We start from the raw sequence: 21,304 nt of genomic DNA, 5'->3' as shown, positions 1-21,304 counted from the left end.
GGTGACCGCACCGATGCAGGGCACCGTGGTCAAAGTCGCTGTCGACGAAGGCCACACCGTCGAGGCCGGGGACCTCATCGCCGTCCTGGAAGCGATGAAAATGGAAAACCCCGTCAACGCCCACAAAGCAGGCACCATCACCGGCCTGACCGTCACCGCAGGCGACGCCATCACCCAAGGCACCGTCCTCGCAGAGATCAAGTAGGGGAGTGTCCGATGACTGCCATCGCTGAATCGTTCGACGGTGGTACCTCGCCGGTGCATTCCACCGAACTCGAAATCGTGTCCACGGTGCTGCGCATGGCGTCGGCCGCGCGGGTCCGTCTGGCGGAGGCACTGGACGCGCAGGGGCTGAGCTGGGCGAGGTACGAGGTGCTGGAACTGGTGTCCAGGCGAGGGCCGATGTCCTACAGTGCGCTGTCGCGGGAGTTGGTGCGGCACCGGACGAGTATCACCGCCACGACGGCCAGTCTCGTCGAGTCGGGGCTGTTGGTGCGGAGCGCCAATCCGCGAAATCGGCAGCAGTACATGGTCGAAGCCACCGACTCGGGGCACCGTGCGGTCACTCGGGCCGAGCGTGCGCTCGAACGCGCTCGGTCGAGGATGGCAGTCGATGCCGATTCTGCTCGGACGCTCGAGGTGTTGCGCGGCATCGAGAAGCAGTGGAACGGTCGGCGCTGACCGGCAGGTGACAACACCGGGCCGTCGGCTCTGAGTGCAAGTACCCCTGGGGTGATACCCCCAGGGGTACTTGCATACCCCCTTGGGTATGTGCGAGGGTGGGGCACGTTCGATCGATTCGGGGTTTCGTCTGCCCTGTTCGATACCCCCACCCGTATAGGAGCACCATGTCGCTGCGTGATGCCGAAGTTCTTCGTCCACCGGATGATCGGCCGGTAGCCGCGCCGGGCCTACTCGGCCGTGCGGGCGGCGCGATGGTGACCCATCGACGATGGGTGTTCGGTGTGTGGCTCATCGCGCTCGTCGGCCTCGGTTCGTTCGCGCCCTCGGTGTTCTCGTCCCTCGCCGGAGCGGGATGGCAGGCGAACGGATCCGAATCCGTTCAGGTTCGAGAATTGGCCCAGCAGCACTTCGGCGGTAATTCCTCCGCCGCGGTGCAGGTGGTCGTCCACTCCAACGCGGAACCCATCACCGATCCCGCTGTTCGGAACGTGATTGCCGACGTGTCCGATGTGTTCGCCGGTGACACCAGATTCGGGGACGTCGTTGCGCCGCAGCCGGGGATGACGATCAGCCCGGACGGCCGAACCGGCATCGTCATCGCCGGGGCGAACGGCACGACCGACGAGATGGTCGAAGCCGTCGACGATGTGAAGGAGCGGTTGACCGCGCTCTCGACCGACGGAATCGAGGTGTACCCCACCGGTTCGTCGGCCCTGTGGTCGGACTTCAACCAGGCGAACCACGACGCGATGATCCAAGCCGAATTGTTCTCGTGGCCGGTCACATTGGCGATCATGGTGCTTGCGTTCGGATCACTCGTCGCCGCCGGATTGCCGCTGCTGCTCACCGTTGCCGGTCTCGTCGCATCGGCTGGTGGTCTCGTTCTGCTCAACGGAGTCACGCCGATCTCGGTGTGGGCCATGAACTTCGCGATGATGTTCGCGCTCGCGCTGGGAATCGACTACGCGCTGTTCGTCGTCGCTCGATTCCGCGATGCGTTGCGTCACGCAGACCCTCGGGCGGCAGTGGCCGAAACCATGGACACCGCAGGCAAAGCCGTCGTGTTGTCCGGGCTGACGGTGCTGGTGAGTCTGTCCGCAGTGTTGCTGGTCCCCGCGCCTGCGGTGCGCACGATGGCTGTCGGAATCATGCTGGCCGTTGCCTTCGTGTTGCTGGCGACCATGACACTGCTCCCTGCGGCGTTGGGCGCGCTCGGACCCAGGGTCGACGCCGCCTCGTTGCCGTACGCCAAGCGGCAGGAACATCGATCCCCGAAGTTCGCGGCCTGGGGCGAGTTGTTGCACAAGCACCCGTGGCCGTTCGCCGTCGTCTCCGTGGGAATTCTGATCGCCCTCGCCCTACCTGTGCTGGGATTGAAGGTGGCGATGCCGTCGATCGCGGTGGTGCCCGAGAACGCACCGGTGCGCCAGGGCTACGAGCTCGTACAGGCCCAGTTCGGGCCGGGTGCACCGGGAGCGCTGCAGATCGTGGTGCCCGACGCCGATGCTCTCGGCACCGCGACCGCCGCTGCCGGGGTCGACGGGATCTCGATGGTGACTCCGCCACAGAGTGCGGCTGACGGTTCGGGATATGCTCTGCTGCAAGCAATTCCGTCGGTGGATCCGTCCGACGAATCGATGGGTACCATTCTCGCCGATCTGCGATCCACGCTGCCCGATTCGGCACTCGTCGGCGGAGCACCCGCGGAGAACCTGGACCTTCAGCAGGCTCTGAACGACTACCTGCCGATCGTCGTCGGGATCATCCTGGTCCTCGGCTTCGTGCTGCTTCTGGTGGCGCTGCAGGCTCCGCTGATCGCGCTGCTCGGCACTCTGGTGAGCCTGCTGTCCACGGCGGCGGCCTTCGGAGTCGCCAAGTTGATCTTCCAGGACGGCCACGGCGCGTCACTGCTCGGTTTCACCCCGCAGGGATTCCTGGACGGCTGGGGTCCGGTGTTCTTCTTCGCGATGATCTTCGCGATCGCCATGGACTACACGGTTTTTCTGCTGGCCACCGCGAAGGAACACTACGAACGCTCGGGCGATTCCAAGGCTGCTCAGGTCGACGGCTTGGCGCACTCGGGGCGAGTCATCTTTGCTGCCGCGGCGGTGATGGTGGCAGTGTTCTTCACGTTCGCACTGTCGGATCCGTTGCCCCCGAAAGAGATGGGCATCATTCTGGGTGTTGCGGTACTGCTCGACGCGTTCCTGGTTCGACTCGTCCTGCTTCCGGTCCTGCTACGGCTGACCGGACACGGCGCGTGGTGGTCGCCGGCGTGGCTGCGTGCGGTGCTGCCCTCCATTCGCTTTTCGCACTGACACAACAATTTTCGAGGAGTCATCATGAACATTGCATTGTCCACCACACTGACCGACACCGATTTCGCCGACGCGATCGAGAGCACGAGAAAGGCGTTGTCGGAGCAGGGATTCGGAGTTCTCACCGAAATCGACATGCAGGCCACGTTGAAGGCCAAGCTCGGCGAGGACATGGAGCGCTACGTGATCCTGGGCGCGTGTAACCCGGGACTGGCTCATCGCGCCGTCGGAGTGATGAAGCAGATCGGTCTGCTGTTGCCGTGCAACGTCGTGGTCCGCGAGAACACGTCGGTAGCGGGGTCCGTCGTCGTCGAGGCGATGAACCCGGCCATCATGGTCGAGGTCACCGGTGAGCCCGAGTTGGGTGCGGTCGCCTCCGAGGCCACCGTGAAATTGCAGGCGGCGATCTCGGCACTGGGCGGTACCGGATCCGATCTCGCTTGATGCCCCCGGGGGTACCATCGGGTTCACTACCGCAACCACCGAGGAGATCGACATGATCGGCGACGAAGACAGCATCGCACTGGTACTGAACCGGCTCAAGCGCGCGCACGGTCAGCTCGCCGGCGTCATCGGGATGATCGAGAACGGACGCGATTGCAAGGATGTGGTCACTCAGCTCGCTGCTGTTTCCAGAGCGCTGGACAAGGCCGGATTCAAGATCGTGGCAACGGGCCTGCGTGAATGCATGACGGGCGAGAGTGCGGGGGAGAAGGAGCCGATGACCGAGGCCGAACTGGAGAAGCTGTTCTTGGCACTGGCCTGATCCCGTCCCGAATCCAACCGAGGAGTGTAGGGAAAGCGAACAGTAGGAGTCGCGGTTGCTCGGTGACGGCGCTGTTGTTCGGCGTCCAGGTCGACATCCGGCGAATTCGTCTGCATACTTGACTTTGTCCAGAAAAGCGGAGGATAGTATTGCTGTGATGCCGATCTCACCGTACGCGGAGCTGTTACGCACCGCCGACATGCGCGTGACCCGTCCCAGGGTCGCGGTGCTCGAGGTCGTCGGATCCAACCCTCATGCAGACACCGACACGATCCTCGGACTCGTGCGATCGGTGCTGCCCGAGGTGTCGCGGCAAACCGTGTACGACGTGCTCAATGCGTTGACCGCGGCGCGCCTGGTGCGGCGAATCGAACCGGCAGGATCTCCCGCTCGGTACGAATCTCGCGTCGGCGACAACCACCACCACGCGGTGTGCCGCTCGTGTGGCGTCATCGCCGACGTGGACTGCGCGGTGGGCGAAACGCCATGTCTCACCGCATCGGACTCCGTCGGTTTCACGATCGACGAGGCGGAAGTCATCTACTGGGGCTTCTGCGCACAGTGTTCGACTGCTCGACGGCAGTCGACAGCTCCTGTTTCGTTCCCTCCCGGTTCTCGGACACAGCAGAGTTCGTGAACCGACCTCGATCACAGCCCGATCGTCACACCCTGGAAGGAAGCACGTGTCAGAAGATCACACAACACGCGAAAAAGAGATGAACGAGGATCAGCCGCAGGAGTCGGGTGGCAAGTGTCCCGTCATGCACGACTCGATGCCGATGCCCGTCGAGGGCGGTAGCAACCGCGAGTGGTGGCCCAAGTCTCTGAACCTCAAGATTCTGAAGAAGAACCCGGCCGTCGGCGACCCGATGGGTGCCGACTACGACTATGCCGCCGAGTTCAACTCCCTCGACCTCGCCGAGGTCAAGCGCGACATCGAAGCGCTCATGACCAACTCGCAGCCCTGGTGGCCTGCCGACTTCGGTCACTACGGCCCCTTCTTCATCCGCATGGCGTGGCACGCCGCGGGCACCTACCGCAAGCAGGACGGACGCGGCGGTGCCGGAGCGGGCATGCAGCGCTTTGCACCCCTGAACAGCTGGCCGGACAACGCCAGCCTGGACAAGGCTCGCCGGCTGATCTGGCCGATCAAGCAGAAGTACGGCCGCAAGCTCTCCTGGGCCGACCTCATCGTGCTCACCGGCAACGTCGCGATCGAATCGATGGGTCTGCCCACCTACGGTTTCGCCGGCGGACGCGTCGACGCCTGGGAGCCGGACGAGGACGTCTACTGGGGCCCGGAGCAGACCTGGCTGGGCGACGAGCGCTACGACGGTGATCGCACGAGCCTCGAGAACCCGCTCGCCGCAGTGCAAATGGGTCTGATCTACGTCAACCCCGAAGGCCCGAACGGCAACCCGGACCCGGTGCAGTCCGCGCTGGACATCCGCGAGACCTTCGGCCGGATGGCCATGAACGACATCGAGACCGCGGCACTGGCCGTCGGTGGGCACACGTTCGGCAAGACGCACGGCGCAGCCGATCCCGACGAGCACATCGGTGCCGAGCCCGAGGGTGCACCCATCGAGCAGATGGGCCTCGGCTGGAAGAACAGCTACCAGAGCGGTGTCGGTGCGGACGCGATCACCAGTGGCCTCGAGGTCATCTGGACGCCCACGCCCACCCAATGGGACAACAGCTTCCTCGAGACGCTGTACGGATTCGAGTGGGAGCTCTACAAGAGCCCCGCAGGCGCGCACCAGTGGCGTCCGAAGAACGGTGAGGGCGCAGATCTCGTTCCCGACCCCGCCGATCCCACCAAGCGTCGCCACCCGTCGATGCTGACCTCCGACATCGCGATGCGTGTCGACCCGATCTACGAGCAGATCACCCGTCGCTGGCTCGACCACCCCGAGGAGCTCGCAGAAGAGTTCCAGAAGGCCTGGTTCAAGCTCACCCACCGCGATATGGGACCGGTGTCGCGTTACCTCGGCCCCGAGGTTCCCTCGGAGACCCTGCTCTGGCAAGACCCGATCCCGGCCGTCGATCACGAGCTGATCGGTGAGGCGCAGATCGCCGAGCTCAAGCAGACGATCCTCGACTCCGAACTGACTCAGGACCAGCTGATTTCGGCTGCGTGGGCCGCGGCGTCGTCGTTCCGCGTCAGCGACAAGCGCGGCGGTGCCAACGGTGGCCGTCTGCGTCTGCAGCCGCAGGCAGGCTGGGAGGTCAACGAGCCCGACGAGATCGCACAGGTCATCCGCGTGCTCGAAGGCATCCAGCAGTCGTTCTCCGGAACGGTTTCGTTCGCCGACCTCGTCGTCCTCGGCGGCGTTGCCGCACTGGAGAAAGCGGCGGGAGTCAGCGTTCCGTTCACCCCGGGCCGCATGGATGCGACGCAGGAGCAGACCGACGTCGATTCGTTCTCCGACCTCGAGCCCAAGGCGGACGGTTTCCGTAACTTCCTCGGTAAGGGCCAGAAGCTTCCGGCGGAGTACTCCCTCGTCGATCGGGCAAACCTGTTGTCGCTGAGCGCACCCGAGATGACCGTGCTGGTCGGCGGACTGCGTGTGCTCGGAGTCAACTTCGGAAAGTCGTCGCACGGCGTCCTGACCGACAAGGTCGGAACGCTCACCAACGACTTCTTCGTCAACCTCCTCGACATGGGCACCGAATGGGTCCCCACCGCTGAGGACGGCATCTACGAGGCCAAGGATGCCGCGACCGGTGAGACGAAGTGGACCGGAACCCGTAACGACCTGGTGTTCGGATCGAACTCCGAATTGCGCGCTCTCGCCGAGGTTTACGCTTGCGACGACGCCAAGGACAAGTTCGTTCAGGACTTCGTGGCGGCGTGGGACAAGGTCATGATGCTCGATCGGTTCGAGCTGGCCTGACCTTCTTTACCGAACTCGAAGTTATGGATGGAAACCGTGCTCGATCCATCCATAGCTTCGAGTTCGTCGTTACCGGTCCGTGACCTTTCGTTGCCGATTCGTGTCCTCGGTCCCCGGCTCGCTGCAATTTGCGAGCGGCAAGCTACAAGACATGACACACGACGAGGGGGCGGCAGGAGCCGTCGACCACAACATGGACGAATCACGCAAGGGAGCATCCGGCTTCGGGTCGTTCCTGGAGATGTTCCAGGATGCCTCCACCGACAAATCCGACATCGAGCGCTGAATCCTCAGCGAGTACCGATCGTGTTGGTAACCGATCCGATTCGTTCGATGCTCAGTTCGACGCGATCGCCCGGGGCTATCCAGCGGTCGAGCTCCAGGCCGCATCCGCGGGGAAGCGTGCCGGAGGTCAACAGCTCACCGGGGTAGACGTTCTCGCCGCGACTGGCGTACGCGAGTGATTCTCCGATCGAGTACCGCATGCCTGTGGTGCCCGTGGTCGACCACACTTCGTCGTCTACCGTCACGGTGGCCGTCAACGAGTCCAGATACGGTGACACCTCGTCGGCGGTGACGATGTCGGCTCCCATGGAGCTGGCGAAGGTCTTGGTCTTGACCACCGGGCCGAACGGGGTGCGGCGCTGCTCCTCCCACTGGGTGTCGCGAGCACTGATGTCGTCGAACACCACGTACCCACCGATCGCAGCGGTGGCTTCCCGCTCGGACACGTCGCGAACGGGCCTGGTCACCACGGCTCCGAACTCGAGCTCGAAATCCAGTGCCCGGCTGTAGGACGGCCACTCGACCAAAGTTTCGTCGGCGACGACGGTGAGGTGATTGCCCGTGTAGTAGATCGGATGGTCGTCGAACCCCGGTCCCGGACGGAGTGCAGGAAACGTCGACCGTGTGACGGCCTCGAACCCGCGGATGAAGGGGACCGCTCTCGGGAGGTTACGGCGAACCAGGTTGTGCGCAGCCAGATCCCAGTGCGCCTCCCAGCCGAGGAAGCACCGAAGCGACGCCGGAACCACCGGCAGTGTCGGTGCCGGTCGGTCGATCACCGCAACTCCCTCGGACACCGCGCGCTGCACCACGGACCGAGCCGAGTCGCGAGCACGTTCGCCGGCGTCGAGAAATCCGAGCACCGTGCGGGTGAGTGGGCGCAGAGCCTCGTCGGCACCCAGCGTCGACACTGCGGCATCGAGATCGACCCAGGCGCCGGACTCGGGTGCGTACACGGCCAGACGATCTGTCGAGTCGGCAGCGATCAGGCGTCGCAATCGCACGTCAGGAATCCGATCTTCGCGGGAGGGGGCCCTACAACGGTTGAGGAACCAGGAGTGTAAGCGGCAGTACGGCCGCGATGTCAAGGCCTGTTCGTCGAGGACTAGCGTGGACACATGAGATCGCCTGTTCCCGAATACCTCGCATCCGTGTTGGAGGACTGTCGAGAGTTCGACGGCGGGACCGTGACCGAGGGCAACCCGGTAGTGGCCTCATCGGATCCCGACACGTTCGCGGTCGCACTCGCCACCGTCGGGGGATCGCTGCACGGAGCGGGCGATACCGACACCGAATTCTCGATCCAATCGATAGCCAAAGCGGTCGCGTATGCGCTCGCCATCGAGGACAACGGCATCGAGGCGGTGCTCGAGGCCGTCGACGTCGAACCGTCGGGCGACTCGTTCAACGAGATATCGCTGGAAGCCGAGACCGGAAGGCCGCGGAACCCGTTGATCAATGCCGGTGCGCTGGCGGTGCATTCGATGATTCGAGGCCACGGGAGCGAAGAGCGGGCGGGGCGAATGTCGGCCCTTCTGAGCAAAATGGCAGGCCGCGAACTCTCCGTCGACCGTCAGGTGTACGAGGCCGAACTGGAATCCGACGACCGGAACACCGCGATCGCGCACCTGCTGAAGTCGGTCGGCCACCTCGGAGCCGAGCCCGCCGATGTCGTCGACGGCTATGCGCGTCAGTGTGCGGTGACCGTGACCTGTAACGACCTGGCCCGGATCGCCGCGGTGATGGCGAACGGCGGCGAAGATCCTCGGACGGGCGAACAGACACTCGATTCGGCGATCGATCGCCACGTACTGGCGGTCATGGCGACCTGTGGAATGTACGACGGCAGTGGCAGCTGGTTCGCGACGGTGGGTATACCCGCCAAGAGCGGGGTGGCCGGGGCGATCATCGGAGTGTTGCCGGGTCAGGTGGGCATTGCCGTCGTCTCACCCAGACTGAACGAGCACGGCAACAGTGTGCGCGGGGTGGCGGTGTTCGAGAGACTCTCGCGCGATCTGGGCCTGCACATGATGCACGTCGCGCCGAGCGGTGAATCGGCCATCCGCAGCGTGACCGAGGCGAACGGCGTGACCACCGTGGAGCTGCAGGGCGATCTTCGGTTCGCGGGTGCAGAGGCGGTCACGTCCCGTTTGGTCGCCGATGTCGGCGAAAACACCTGTACCACGGTCGATTTCAGTGAGGTACGTGCCATGGACGGCGCGGCTCGACGGCTCCTGCGCGATGCGTTTCGCGCCCTGGGCGACGACGGACATCGGGTCGTCGCTCACGACCCCGACGGGTTCATGGAGTCGCCCGACCGGTCAGAGTCGGCCGGCGAGAATCATGTTCCAGTAGGACAGCGGTAGGCCGTATCGGTCGAAGGCCCAGGCGGAGCGCCTCGGCTTCAGCGAATCGAGGAACGAAGGCAACGACGGCGTCAGGGTTCCGGTGCGGTCGAACTCGGCGGCGATCAAGCTGTGTGCGCCGACGGCGATGGGGGCAACGGTGTAGCCGTCGTACTCCGACAACGGTTTCCCGCTACGCGCTGCGATCAGATTGTCGACGAGAATCGAGATCTGCTTGCGCAGTGCGCCACCCGAGGAGTCGGTGTCGATGGCTGCTCCGTCACCCGCGGCCCAGACCTCCGGATACGCCCGGTGGCGCAGAGTCCGACCGTCGATGTCGACGACACCGTGCGCCGCAGATCCGGTCAGGTTCGACTCCTCCAGCCACGTCGGACCGCGGAACGGCGGTACGAGGTGCAGCATGTCGTAGCGGATGCGATCGTCGACGCCGTCGTTGTCCGTGACGGTGATGTGTCCGGTCTCCGGATGCAGAGCCGTCACTGCGGTGCGGGGGAGTATTCGCACGCCGAGTTCGCGTAGTCGCCCGACGACGATGGCGTCGAGCTCGGGATTGCCCAACATTCGATGTCGATCCACCACCAGTGTGATGTCGATTCCCGGCAGGCGCCCGCTGCGCATCCAGTGGTCCGCTGCGAGAAACAACGGCTTGAGCGTGGTGCCGGTACAGCCCACCGGTGGGCGGGGCACTGTGAACACAGCACTGCTGCCGACGGGGAGATCGCGTGTCAGTTGCCAGGTGGCTTCTGCTCGGTCGAGGTAATTGCTTGCAACACCGGGGAATTCGAGTGCCGCGTGTACTCCGGGCAGGGCGTCGGTGTCCACCACGAGACCCTGGCCGAGAACGAGGTCTCGATAGCCGTACGCCCTGCCGGACGTGCATCGCACCAGACGGTTCACCGGATCGATCGCTGTCACCGAGTCTTCCAGCCAGACGCATCCGGTCGGAATCACCGACCGCTGTGTGCGTTCCGCCTCGGTCAGCGCTGCCTGACCGGAGCCCACGTAGGACAGCAGTGGACGATACGTGTGCACCTGCTCGGGCTCGATGACAGCGACGTCGGAGATGCCCTTCTTCAGCAGCCGCGCAGCCGCGCTGATGCCTGCGTTGCCTCCGCCGACGACGAGCACGTCGTAGGTCTTGCTCGGGGTGGTCACTTACGACACCTCTCGCGAATCGGCAGGCCATACCGTCGCCGAACGGATCACCTGGTGTCTGCTGCCGGTGCCGCCACGGACTCGGTCGTCGAGCGACGAACGTCGACTCGCTCCGGTACGAGACCGATGACGGACTGCTGCAGATCTGGTGAAAGCACCACTGCCAGTTTCTGATTCCATCGTCCGAGTCGGATGGAGGTGGCGTCGAGCACGGAGCGGACGCCTGTGGCGACGCCTGCCACCGAGGACAGATCGAGGATCAACGTGCGTCCGCGTTCGGCGGCCTCGCCGAGTGTTTCGGCGAGAACGGGGACGTCCGCGTCACCGATCGTTCCGATCACTCGCACGATGATGTCGGCACCCGCGCTCTCGTTCACCGACAGCGTCATCTCGGGTTCGAGACTCGACGACTCGGACAGCGACGGAACGACTTCCGCGAGGCGTGGCGTAATGGACGGTACGACGATCATGGACACTCCTGTGCAGCCGAACTCCCCACCGGGTGCACGTGAGAAATCGACAGTCGACATTCGGGGACGGCGGGCTACTCCTCAACCACGCTCGACAGGACTACCCCGGGAGGCCGGATCGTAAGCATCGAGACAGCAACGGGTTTGACTGCGAGTCTCACGGGAATACGACTTCGATCGCTACACCGTGGGAGGCACGCCGATGACGACAGCCGAAACCGAATCCGCCAGAACCCTGGCGGCCGTGCACGCCGATCCCGGAGTGTACGAACCGCAGGAGGATTCGCTACTGCTGTGCGATATCGCCGCCACGACGGGCATCGTTCCCGGTGCGCGAGTGCTCGACATGTGCACCGGCAGCGGTGCCGTGGCCATCACCGCCGCACTGTTGGGTGCGCGTGAGGTCGTCGCGTTCGACATTTCCGCACGGGCCGTCGACTGCGCGCAGCGCAACGCGCGCTCGGTGGGCGTCGAGGTGGACGTCAGGTTGGGTTCCCTTGCCGAGGCGGACGCACTCGAATCGTTCGACGTCGTGCTGTGCAATCCTCCGTACGTTCCGTCCGAGGCAGAGCCGACCGGAATGGGGCTTCACCGGGCCTGGGACGCAGGCGAGGACGGCCGCATGGTGCTCGACCCGCTGTGTCTGGCAGCCGCCTCGCTGTTGGTTCCGGGTGGGATACTGCTGGTCGTACATTCCGAGTTCTCGGGGCCGCGACGCACCGTCGACATGCTCGCGGACAACGGATTCTCGGTCGTCGAAGAGAGCAGGCAATCCATCGATTTCGGCCCGGTGATGCACCGCCGTGCCGAGTGGCTCGAAGCCCGCGGTCTGTTGGCTCCGGGGCGTCGAACGGAGGAGTTGGTGGTGATTCGTGGCGACAAGCGATGACTCGGCCGGCAAGCGGACGACGGTGAGAATCGTTCGTGGTGGCCCGATGCTGATCGACGGACCGGTGAACATCGAACTCGACGACGGCACGAAAGTGGAGTCGGACCGCTTCGTCGTTGCGGTGTGCATGTGCAAGCGGAGCAAGAGCTATCCGCTGTGCGACACGAGCCACCGCGCGAAGAGGCGACCCTCTCAGTCCAGCGAGGACTGACCGGCCGACCATCGCCGCATCACGTGGTCGGCGAGTTCGTTCTCGACGAAATCCAGTGCGCGCATTCCGAACACCACATCTGCTTCGAGTTCGGGCTCGTGGCGAAGCAGAGTGCCGACCACATCGTGACGTAGCACCTGCTCGTGCACGGCGTCCGCCTCGACGTGCTCGGCGTAGAACGCGATGCATGCCGACGGTGCATCGAGCCTCCGCAGTCCCTGCACGTAGCGCTGCGAGCCGGGCGACGACGTGATTTCGGTTGCCGCCAAGTGGCCCACGGTGGCACCGCGCAGCCCTCGATGCAAACCGAACAACGACATGAGATTGACCCAGGCCAGTGTCTGTGCCGGGACGCGATCGACGTAACCGAGATACGTCGGATCGAGATCGGCCGCCACCATCGATTCGGCCCACAGATGCTGGTGCAGGCGGTCGCCCTTGCCGCCGCCGTACTCGTCGAATTCGACCGCGACGTAGGAGGCCTTGGTCTGGCCCGTCAGACGGGGGATGGCCCACGCGTGCGGGTCGGCTTCCTTGAGGTGGTAGACGGACCGGTGCACGAAGTACTCACGCATCTGCTCCCACGAACCTTCGTCGCGAAGGAACCACGAGGGGCCGCTCCCCGAGGTCGCTTCGATCGACAGCGCGTCCATCTCCGCCACTGCGTCGGTGCCGGGTTCCACGTTCTCTCGCACGTATCGCAGAAAAGCGGATTCCAGCCCTCCTCGTAGGCGGAGGAGCTCGGGGTCCCACTCCCAGGCGTCGTCCACGCCCTCGAACCCGCGGTAGTGCAGTTCGTAGCAGATCAGAAGCGCGAGTTGCGCGTCTCGGGACGTGGGATCGGCCTCGATCGGATCGGGCATCACCGGGGTTCCGGTCGGCACACCCGCGGCCAGCGACCGGGTGACGGCTTCCGAGATCGGCCCGCAGGGGGTGGGTAGGGCGGGAGATCGAGCGGTGGACGGATCGACGGAGAACAACGCGGTCATAGTGGTGGCTACCCGCTGCCGGGCGGTACCAACCACTGCAGGCATATGTGTTTGTGACCTGTCACAACAGGCAATGCGCAATGCAGCGACATCGAACTTCGAAGTCGCTTCGATGGAAGGACGTCATGCGCGCAGTGACCTGGCAAGGCAAGAGAAAAGTCAGCGTCGACACCGTTCCCGATCCGCGGATAGAACTTCCGACGGACGCGATCGTGAAGATCACGACCACCAACATTTGCGGCTCGGACCTGCATCTGTACGAAACGCTCGGAGCCTTCATGGACGAAGGTGACGTTCTGGGGCACGAGCCGATGGGCATCGTCGAGGAAGTCGGCTCGCAGACAGGCGATCTGGCAGTCGGAGACCGAGTGGTCATTCCGTTCCAGATCTCGTGCGGACACTGCTACATGTGCAATTCGAGCCTGTACACCCAGTGCGAGACCACACAGGTTCGCGAACAGGGAATGGGCGCGGCACTGTTCGGCTTCTCCAAGCTCTACGGTCAGGTCCCCGGTGGGCAGGCCGAGTACCTCCGCGTGCCGCAGGCGCAGTTCACGCACATCAAGGTGCCGGAGGGACCGCCGGATTCGCGATTCGTATACCTCTCCGACGTACTGCCCACCGCCTGGCAGTCGGTCGAGTACGCGGCGATTCCCGACGGGGGATCGGTGACGGTTCTCGGTCTCGGGCCCATCGGCGACATGGCAGCACGCATCGCGCAGCACAAGGGCGCACGGGTGATCGCCGTCGACCTGGTCCCCGAGCGCCTCGCCCGCGCCGCGGCACGGGGTATCGAGACGGTGAACCTGGCCGAGCACAGCGGTGGCGTCGGCGACGTCATTCGTGAGATGACCGACGGCAGGGGTACCGATTCCGTCATCGATGCGGTGGGCATGGAGGCGCACGGATCTCCGGTCGGCAAACTCGCTCAGCAGATCGTCGGCATGCTCCCCGATGCCGTTGCTGCGCCGATGATGCAGAAGGCCGGTGTCGATCGACTGGGCGCGCTGTACTCTGCGATCGACATCGTTCGACGCGGCGGAACCATCTCGATCATCGGTGTGTACGGCGGTATGGCCGATCCGCTGCCGCTGATGACCATGTTCGACAAGCAGATTCAGCTCCGCATGGGCCAGGCGAACGTCAAGAGGTGGGTGGACGACATCATGCCGCTGCTCGGCGACGACGACCCGCTCGGTGTCGATTCGTTTGCCACGCACGAGCTTTCGCTCGAAGAAGCCCCGCACGCATACGAGATCTTCCAGAAGAAGCAGGACGGTGCCATCAAGGTGTTGCTCAAACCCTAGCGGGTTGCTTCGAATACAGCGATGCGGCCCGGAAGTTCACGGGCCGCATCGGTATTCGCAGAAGGTCAGTCGATCGAGATGACATCCTTGGCGATTGCTGCCACGCGCGTCTGTCCTGCGGACACGACTCCGTGGCGGTTCTTGTGTGCCTCTTCGTACGCCACGACGGTGCGAACATCGGTCGGGTTCGTGAGGTCCTTGATGGCGGCAACGGCGTCCGAGACGTTCAGGTCGTCGTAGTCCGCGATCGGCAGCTCGTCGGCGTCCAGGGTTCCGCTGGCCGACCGTGCGGTGTGGATCGCGTCGGCGACGGTGTCGACTCCCTCGCTACGAGTGACGTCCTCGGCTGCCTCGAGTGCTGCATCGCGGCTCGCCGTCAGCGTCTTGACTGCCACGTCACCGGCGTGAGCTCCGCGGCCCAGCAGAGCGGCGAGGCGATCCGGGGTGGCTCGGGCTGCGTCCAGTGCGCGGTCGAGACCGCGTGCCGACCAGGTTGCCGGAGCATTGACGATCTTGACTGCGGTGCCCGTAGCGGCCTGGAACGGAGTGCGGCGCAGCGCTGCGGGTCCGCCGAGTGCGTCTTCGGCGAGCACGGTTTCGAGCCACTCCACCGTTGCGCTGTGTGCTGTGGCCAGCCGGGTGGCCAACGCGACGACGGTGGGCTCGTTCGCTGCCGTGGCCAGTGCCTTGATGTACTTGGCGCGGCCCAGCAGCTGCTGCTCGAGTGCGAGATCGCCCAGCAGGGCCTCGTCGAACGGCTGCGCCTGCTCCGCGACCGTCTTGACGGCGGCGAGTGTGCGCCCCAGGAACGGTGCGACCAGTTCGGGCAGTCCGCCGAGTCCGCGGATTGCTTCTTCGATGGCTGCCGCGCGCTCACGGCCGTTCGCGGCGTTCTGAGTCAACTCCCTGCGTACCGCCTCGGTGCGCGCCTGAACGACGCGAGTTTCCGCGATCTGGATTTCCGTGTTCGTCAACTGCAGTGCAACACGCAACTGCGCGATCAACGTGGATGTGCTCATGGTGCTCCCCTTTCGGTTCGGTGGTCGTTTGCTCTGGCCGATGCCTGTGGGTCACAGCGTGATGCTCGGCCCTGACAGCAGCGTTACCCGTCGGTAGGTTCGGTCAAACTGATGTATCCGATGTGTGAACATCGACACGTACCCCTCGGTCTCGACCCCGGCGCGTGGACTCCGCCGGTTTCGATCGGCTGCCGAGTGGACATCCGACGTCGATGAACACCGAGCTGTACACAGCAACTGTCTCTGCCACCGCGACGGGAGTCACCTCCGACGACGGGGTTCTGTCCCTCGGTGTGCGAGAACCGAAGCAACTCGGAGGGCCGGGGGAGCACACCAACCCCGAGCAACTGATGGCTGCCGCTCTGTCGAGCTGCCTGGTCGAGTCTCTGCGTATCGCGCTCGGAACCGTCGGCGGTAGCGTCGACGACCTCGCAGTGAAGGGCACCGTCGTACTCACCGACTCGGATGCATCCGGCTACGACGCCACGTTCGCCCTCGCAGTATCTCTTCCCGGCACCGACGATCCCGAAGCGGTACTGGCGCAGGCAACCTCGATCTGCCCGTTTCTCAAGGTCATCGATGGTGTAGACATCACCCTTGAATGACACCGTTGCGGTCGGCGCGTTACTCGGTGCTCGCGCGAGATGACCTCGATACGCACAAGGGCCACGCGCGCAGTCGGCGCGATCAAAGCCGGGTTCGCCCGCGAGGACACCACCTTGATCGCGGGCGGCTTGACCTTCTACGCCGTCATCGCCGTGGTGCCGCTACTGCTGCTGACCATCCGCGCCTGCACCCTGTTGGTGTCGGCGGACTGGGTACGCGGCGGGTTCGACGCCATGTCGGCGTTGTTGCCCGACGCCCTGGGTGCTCGCGCGGCGGTGGATGAGTTGGCCACGGCCGGAGTCGAACTCGGCCCGATCGGTGTCCTGATCGCCATCTTTCCCGCGACGTTCTACGGGGAGGGCCTGCGCCGGGCCATCGTGCGGTTCGCACCGACACGAGAGTCGTTCACCGGTTGGCGGGGTCGACTGGCGATGGTCCCGTTCTTCGCCGCCGCACCGGTCTTGCTGGCCGGGGTCCTCTGCGTCGCGCGGCTGCTCGACGCGTCGACCGGCGGCGGCGGAATCGGTGCCGTGACGCTGCGCGTGTTCCTCGGCTTCAACTGCCTGTGGGTGATCCTGTCGGTCCCCCTGGCTTGGACCTATCGCGTGATCGCGCCACGCGCGGTGAACTGGCGGGCGTTGATCGTCGGATCACTCGTCACCTCGTCCATCGTCACCGGATTCGTACACGGATTCATCTTGTTCCTGGCGATACCGGTGGACCTGGGTGCGCCGTTCGGAGGCCTCACCGCGATCGGCGGCGGGGTCGCAATCATGTTGTGGATGTTCGTGTTCCATGTACTGTCACTCGCCGGCTGGCTGGTCACCGCCGAATTCGATCGGCTCGACGATGCAGCCCGAACATCAACTGGGTGAACCCGACGGCGGCGAGCGCGCACGTCACCGACATCCCGACGGTCGCCGACGTTCCCGCAGCAGCAGGCGCTGCCCCGGCGACCGTCGCCGTGACCGCAGCCGCGATCACCCGCGAGGGACGCTCCCATATCGTCAGGAAGCCGACGTCCTCGATGCCGGAACCCACCGCGCGGGCACGGGCCATCTCGTGCAGCAACGTCACCACGCCGACCGCGACGACGAGCGGCATCGGGGCACCCAGAGCGAGACCGCTCGCCAACAGAAGCAGGTCGCTGCAGCGATCGGCGACGGTGTCGAGCAGGTACCCCCACTGAGATTGGGAACGGCCGATCATCGCGACCCCGCCGTCGATGCCGTCCAGCAGGCCGGAGATCACGATGAGCAGCGCCGCGATCAACGGTGCGGAGGTACCGGGTCGCGACAGCGCCACTGCAGCCCCTGCCACGACCACAGCGGTGAGGGTGACGGCGTGGGCGGAGACGGACGCGCGAACCAGCGGCGCGCTCAGCGAATAGACCACGCGAAGCCAACCCGAGACCAACGCGGACGAGGAAGGATTGATGCCGTTGTGCAGTGTCGACCACGTCGACAGATACTCGTCGCGAGTCGCCGGCCGTGCCGACGTTCCGTGCTGCTGCGACGTACTGCGCTGATTGACCATCGAGAACCCTTGCTCGCCACTGACTGAGAGGAACTCGACGAGCAGGTGACCGGCTGTTGCGCGTCGAGACTTCGGAGCGGAGTACCCGCCCACGGCGTTCTCAATCCGCACCTCGGCGGACTCGTCAGTCGTTCTCGGAATTGCTCGCTCTGCGGCGCGCTTTCAGTCGGGAGATCTTGATGCCCACGGCTGCGAGCACGATGAGCCATCCCGAGATCAGTACTCCGCCACCGACGAACGCCGCACGGCGCAGTGGGTGTTCATCGGCGTACACGTAACCGACTGTGCCCCAGATCAATGCAATGAGAGCGATGATCGCCATCATCCAGAGCATCGAATACAGCGTTCTGTTCATCGTCCACCCGACCTTGCTGTTCCGTCGTCCCCGACGACCGCCGATACATATTCTTCCATCAGTCGCCGCCGCGCCGTATTCGACATCACCAGGACAGATCCGGTTGATGCTCACCGGTCGAGATCCCGAACTCGACGGCTGTGCGGTGCATGTGCCCGAAGAGATCCTCGGCCACGTCGAGCGGATCACGACCGAGTGCATCGGCCCACCGCGCCGCACGCGCCCGCGAACGCGAACTGCGACACTCGACGACGCCGCTGCCGCCGACGTCCACGGTCATACGATCGGCACCGATTGCCAGCATGCGGCGCAGAGAGTGCTCACCGAACAGTACGAGTCCGCGCACGTGCACGACGATATGGCTGCGGCCGGTGTCGCCGGGCCGACCCGAACGAATGCGCGGGTCGACGTCACCCCACTGCTCTCGCAACGACGCTGCGTCGGGACCGTCGATCCACACCGCGCAGTCATGTTGGCGCAGAATCGATCCGACGGTGGACAGCAGTGACGCCGAGCTGTGTCCGGTTGCATCGACCATCACGATCGTCTCGGGCACGGCATAGACGAGACCGTGGGTGCGAGCGGCCGGGTCGGTGATGCGGGAAGACAGCATCAGCGCTTCGAGGTTCTTGCGTTCCCGATCCCCGCCCGTACGCTCGGCCCATTCGGGTCCGTCGTGCCAGGCGACGGCGGCAGGCAGGTGCGCCAGGACGGCACCGGCGTCGTACGCGCGATGCGCGAAGTCCCAGTCCTCTCCGCCGTATCCGACGAAGGTCTCGTCGAATCCACCGATGTCGGAGAACAATTCACGGCTGCACGACATCACGGCGCTGATGACGAATCGGTACGAACGTCGATCGGCATCGAGCAAGTCGCGTGAGCGCGAGTACCCGTCCCGAAGCCACCCCGGCTCCGACAGTTCCGGCGGTCCGTGCGAACCTCCGCCGAACCACCCGGCCACGTCCTCGGCGGTCCAGCCCGTCAGATCGGCGTGGCGTCGCCGACCCACGGTGAGCGCATCGGGAACTGCCCCGGTCAGCCGCACCGACTCCGCGATGTACTCGGGTTCGGGGACCGTATCCGCGTCCAGAAAACACAGAATCTCCCCGTCGGCGACCGATGCACCGAGATTGCGCGCCGCCGCCGCACGGAAGCCGCGATCCTCCTGTCGAACGACGGTGATGTCGAGAGCGGGCAGGAAGGTATCGACGTCCGGCGCGTCGGGCGACCCGTCGTCGGCGACGATCACCTGGAGCAGGGTGGCCGGGTAGCTCTGCAACGTCAGCGCAGTGAGTACGAACTCCAGCTGACGCTGCTGACGAAAGTACGGAATCACCACGGACACTCGCGGGTTGCGATCGACAGACGGGGCGAGATCCCACCGATTGCCCGGTACCACCCACCGGCCGTCGGGCAGCTCCTTCGCCGCTTTCGCACGCTGTTCGTCGAACAATGCGCGGTACAGAACGGCCGCCTGCTCGAGCGTGGGGTAGGCGACCACGTCGTGCTGCTGCCATGTCATGTCGGGATGGCGTAGAGCCTCTGCCATCGCAGCGGCGAGGCCCTCGATCGAATTGTCGTGAATCCACAGGGCCCCGGGGGAGTTGGTCTCCATCTCCTCCACGTACCGACCTCGCGGGACGAGTGGTCGACGGCCTGCCGCGATCCAGGAATTGATCGAACCCGATGCCGATACATGTCGGTGGAACGCAACGGGAATGGCGACCGACCGCAGGATCTCGTCCAGCTCGGCGTCGGGAACGAAACCGGTCGAGGTGAATGATCGGCCGAGTTGCTCTGCAGCAGAACCGAGTTCGTCGATCATGGATTCGTGTCCCGGTGACGCGGAACCGATGGAGAGAACGTCGACGTCGGCGTCCAGCGACGTCATGGCACCGAGTACCTCCTCGTGCCCCTTACCCGGATAGACGAACCCGAGTACACCGACGACCTTTTGCGGGGCGACGCCGTCTGCTGTCCGCTCCGCCGCGCGTCCGATCGGGAGCGGGATGACCCGAACGTCGTGCCGGCGATCCAGGATGTCCTCGAGCAGTAGTCGCTCGTGCATGCTGGAGACCACCACGATTGCCGCGCAGTCGATCACCCGTCGGTAGCAGTCCTTCCGCGCCTCGAATGAGTGGCCGTCGGATGCCTGCGGCACATCGTGGACCGTGACGGTGATGGGCGCTCGATGGCGTTCGGCGAGCGCAGCGAATGCGTCTGCGGCCTCGGTTGCATTACGTCCGAACAGCCGGTCGGTGAAGTGCACGTGGAGTGCCGTGTCGGAGGCAAGATGCTCGAGTCCGGAGATCACCGGACTGGCTGTTGCGGAGGCCAATTCGCGGGCGCAGCGGACGACCCCGTGCTCGTTCGGTCCCACCACCAGATGATGTACCGGTCCGGTCACGGTGCCAGCTCCAGGGTTCGGATCAGCTCGGCGTGTCGTTCGAGGGCCGCGCCGACGAATTCGGGACGAGCTGCGTACCACTGCAGGTGAGCGCGGTGAACGGAATCCGGCGTCAGGTCGGAGCCGTCGACCGACCAGTTCGGCCGTGGATCGCCGTGCAGGCCGAGCGCATTCAGCACTCGACCTTCGACGGGCGCGCGAACACCTCCGAGCAGCTCCCGCCCTGGATCCAGGACCGTGCTACCGGTGTTCAGGTGGTCGAGTACTCGCTGAGCCAGGCCGGTGAGCACCACGTTGGTCGCATGGTTGATCGTGTGGGTGGCATGGCGGCCCGCGTCTCGAAACAGGTCGGACGCAACGATATCGGTGTCTCGGTCCTCGCGTCGACGCAACTCGTCGAGACTGGCATCGGCTGCCCGACGTAGACCGTCGTCCGAGACCGGAACGTCCCAGTCCGCGTCGCTGCCGAGGCCGCGATGGACCGCGAGGATCGTGCGCAAGTCGTGATAGGGCACCATGTTCGGAACTGCAGCCGGGGCACTGGGGTGGCGAACGATGACCTGGAAGGGGTGCAACCCCGAATATCGGAGCACCGGCCAACGCACCACGGTGGCGTCGGGCGGTAGCGCGTCGACCAGATCGGGCACGCCCAGGGGCAGCGACCGATAGCCGGCTCGAACCGGTTGGGTGAGCAGCACCGACGCCTGCCGCACGAGTCGGTCGACGTGGGGCAGATCGGAGGATTCGAGTTCGTGCACCGGTGGAATGCGGACGGTCCGCATGGGCATGGCCGGATCGGAGGCAAGGAGGATGCGCAGCGCCTCGGCCTGGCAATTTCCCCAGACGAGGAGGAGCGGTCCGTCGTGCTCGGAGCGACTCGGCTCGTCCGATATGCCGTAGAAGTCGCCGTAGTGGCGGGTGCGCCCGTCCATGCTTGCCCCGACGTCGTGTGCTCGTTCGTGTTGGACCATTCTCTCGTCAACGTAGACCCGGGGGACGGGCTTCGCCAACCCCGATTGAACCTGGGTGCAACTGGGTACTGGC

At 65.0% G+C, this 21,304-nt stretch carries 23 protein-coding genes; 14 read left to right on the top strand and 9 right to left on the bottom strand.

Annotation, left to right across the window (positions count from 1 at the left end; translation table 11 throughout):
- From CH296_RS02120 to CH296_RS29405, 8 genes are all read left to right on the top strand, one after another.
- Positions 1–205 (top strand): biotin/lipoyl-containing protein (locus CH296_RS02120; protein ID WP_143546281.1); only part of this gene is annotated, 205 nt, incomplete at its 5' end.
- Positions 206–216: 11 nt separating this feature from the next.
- A complete protein-coding gene (locus tag CH296_RS02115; RefSeq protein WP_052050232.1) occupies positions 217–681 on the top strand; it encodes a MarR family transcriptional regulator in 465 nt (154 codons plus the stop codon).
- A gap of 167 nt (positions 682–848) precedes the next feature.
- The gene (locus CH296_RS02110; RefSeq protein ID WP_373557267.1) at positions 849–3,002 is read left to right on the top strand and encodes an MMPL family transporter; all 2,154 of its coding nucleotides are present in this window, start codon (positions 849–851) and stop codon (positions 3,000–3,002) included.
- A 24-nt stretch (positions 3,003–3,026) separates the two neighbouring features.
- On the top strand, positions 3,027–3,446 hold the full coding sequence (locus tag CH296_RS02105; RefSeq protein ID WP_094683909.1) for a DUF302 domain-containing protein: 420 nt from the start codon (positions 3,027–3,029) through the stop codon (positions 3,444–3,446).
- Between the two features lie 52 nt (positions 3,447–3,498).
- A complete protein-coding gene (locus CH296_RS02100; RefSeq protein WP_032397635.1) occupies positions 3,499–3,768 on the top strand; it encodes a metal-sensitive transcriptional regulator in 270 nt (89 codons plus the stop codon).
- Positions 3,769–3,925: 157 nt separating this feature from the next.
- A complete protein-coding gene (locus tag CH296_RS02095) occupies positions 3,926–4,405 on the top strand; it encodes a Fur family transcriptional regulator (protein WP_032397634.1) in 480 nt (159 codons plus the stop codon).
- 79 nt (positions 4,406–4,484) lie between these two features.
- Entirely contained in the window at positions 4,485–6,665 is a 2,181-nt protein-coding gene (gene katG / locus CH296_RS02090; protein ID WP_230597033.1) for a catalase/peroxidase HPI, read from the top strand.
- 151 nt (positions 6,666–6,816) lie between these two features.
- Positions 6,817–6,951 (top strand): hypothetical protein, encoded by a 135-nt coding sequence (locus tag CH296_RS29405; protein WP_254923937.1) that lies wholly within the window; start codon positions 6,817–6,819, stop codon positions 6,949–6,951.
- 4 nt (positions 6,952–6,955) lie between these two features.
- Here CH296_RS29405 and CH296_RS02080 read toward each other — a convergent pair whose 3' ends face one another.
- Positions 6,956–7,954: a fumarylacetoacetate hydrolase family protein gene (locus CH296_RS02080; protein ID WP_179277608.1), complete on the bottom strand. Its 999-nt coding sequence runs from the start codon at positions 7,952–7,954 to the stop codon at positions 6,956–6,958.
- A 114-nt stretch (positions 7,955–8,068) separates the two neighbouring features.
- On the opposite strand from CH296_RS02080, the gene glsA reads away from it, so the two are divergent.
- Positions 8,069–9,316 carry a glutaminase A gene (gene glsA / locus CH296_RS02075; RefSeq protein ID WP_094683907.1) on the top strand — a complete coding sequence of 416 codons (1,248 nt, stop codon included), beginning with the start codon at positions 8,069–8,071 and terminating at the stop codon, positions 9,314–9,316.
- Here the strand turns inward: glsA and CH296_RS02070 are convergent.
- The gene (locus CH296_RS02070; protein WP_094629391.1) at positions 9,272–10,471 is read right to left on the bottom strand and encodes an NAD(P)/FAD-dependent oxidoreductase; all 1,200 of its coding nucleotides are present in this window, start codon (positions 10,469–10,471) and stop codon (positions 9,272–9,274) included. The two genes, glsA and CH296_RS02070, sit on opposite strands and share 45 nt — an antisense overlap.
- A 47-nt stretch (positions 10,472–10,518) precedes the next feature.
- Complete coding sequence (locus CH296_RS02065) at positions 10,519–10,941, bottom strand: hypothetical protein (protein ID WP_141214782.1); 423 nt, start codon at positions 10,939–10,941, stop codon at positions 10,519–10,521.
- Positions 10,942–11,143: 202 nt separating this feature from the next.
- Between CH296_RS02065 and CH296_RS02060 the strand changes: the two genes are divergently transcribed.
- Together CH296_RS02060 and CH296_RS02055 are read left to right on the top strand one after the other, a co-directional pair.
- Complete coding sequence (locus tag CH296_RS02060; protein WP_094681547.1) at positions 11,144–11,830, top strand: HemK2/MTQ2 family protein methyltransferase; 687 nt, start codon at positions 11,144–11,146, stop codon at positions 11,828–11,830.
- Positions 11,831–11,876: 46 nt separating this feature from the next.
- The gene (locus CH296_RS02055) at positions 11,877–12,041 is read left to right on the top strand and encodes a CDGSH iron-sulfur domain-containing protein (RefSeq protein ID WP_094683912.1); all 165 of its coding nucleotides are present in this window, start codon (positions 11,877–11,879) and stop codon (positions 12,039–12,041) included.
- Here CH296_RS02055 and CH296_RS02050 read toward each other — a convergent pair.
- Positions 12,023–13,030 (bottom strand): iron-containing redox enzyme family protein, encoded by a 1,008-nt coding sequence (locus CH296_RS02050; protein WP_094629389.1) that lies wholly within the window; start codon positions 13,028–13,030, stop codon positions 12,023–12,025. The two genes, CH296_RS02055 and CH296_RS02050, sit on opposite strands and share 19 nt — an antisense overlap.
- Before the next feature lie 125 nt (positions 13,031–13,155).
- Here CH296_RS02050 and CH296_RS02045 point away from each other — a divergent pair, with 125 nt between their 5' ends.
- On the top strand, positions 13,156–14,337 hold the full coding sequence (locus CH296_RS02045) for a zinc-dependent alcohol dehydrogenase (RefSeq protein WP_094683906.1): 1,182 nt from the start codon (positions 13,156–13,158) through the stop codon (positions 14,335–14,337).
- A 65-nt stretch (positions 14,338–14,402) separates the two neighbouring features.
- Here CH296_RS02045 and CH296_RS02040 read toward each other — a convergent pair whose 3' ends face one another.
- Positions 14,403–15,356, bottom strand: coding sequence for a hypothetical protein (locus CH296_RS02040; RefSeq protein ID WP_094629387.1), 954 nt, complete (start codon positions 15,354–15,356; stop codon positions 14,403–14,405).
- Positions 15,357–15,568: 212 nt separating this feature from the next.
- Between CH296_RS02040 and CH296_RS02035 the strand changes: the two genes are divergently transcribed.
- Positions 15,569–15,961, top strand: a complete 393-nt coding sequence (locus CH296_RS02035) for an OsmC family protein (protein WP_032398274.1) — start codon at positions 15,569–15,571, stop codon at positions 15,959–15,961.
- A gap of 39 nt (positions 15,962–16,000) precedes the next feature.
- Positions 16,001–16,837 carry a YihY/virulence factor BrkB family protein gene (locus CH296_RS02030; RefSeq protein ID WP_094683905.1) on the top strand — a complete coding sequence of 279 codons (837 nt, stop codon included), beginning with the start codon at positions 16,001–16,003 and terminating at the stop codon, positions 16,835–16,837.
- On the opposite strand, the gene CH296_RS02025 is transcribed toward CH296_RS02030, so the two are convergent.
- The 4 genes from CH296_RS02025 to CH296_RS02010 form a co-directional block, all read right to left on the bottom strand.
- Positions 16,785–17,609 (bottom strand): CDP-alcohol phosphatidyltransferase family protein, encoded by an 825-nt coding sequence (locus CH296_RS02025; RefSeq protein WP_094683904.1) that lies wholly within the window; start codon positions 17,607–17,609, stop codon positions 16,785–16,787. The genes CH296_RS02030 and CH296_RS02025 overlap by 53 nt on opposite strands.
- Before the next feature lie 13 nt (positions 17,610–17,622).
- Positions 17,623–17,853, bottom strand: coding sequence for a hypothetical protein (locus CH296_RS02020; RefSeq protein ID WP_230596994.1), 231 nt, complete (start codon positions 17,851–17,853; stop codon positions 17,623–17,625).
- 85 nt (positions 17,854–17,938) lie between these two features.
- Positions 17,939–20,260 (bottom strand): glycosyltransferase, encoded by a 2,322-nt coding sequence (locus CH296_RS29400; RefSeq protein WP_256980302.1) that lies wholly within the window; start codon positions 20,258–20,260, stop codon positions 17,939–17,941.
- Positions 20,257–21,192, bottom strand: coding sequence for a WcbI family polysaccharide biosynthesis putative acetyltransferase (locus CH296_RS02010; RefSeq protein ID WP_256980301.1), 936 nt, complete (start codon positions 21,190–21,192; stop codon positions 20,257–20,259). Before CH296_RS02010 ends, CH296_RS29400 begins: the two co-directional genes overlap by 4 nt.
- Positions 21,193–21,304 lie beyond the last annotated feature (112 nt).

This window comes from Rhodococcus sp. 14-2496-1d (assembly GCF_002259365.1).
Lineage (GTDB): Bacteria > Actinomycetota > Actinomycetes > Mycobacteriales > Mycobacteriaceae > Rhodococcoides.
This window is presented reverse-complemented; position numbering and strand designations above follow the sequence as displayed.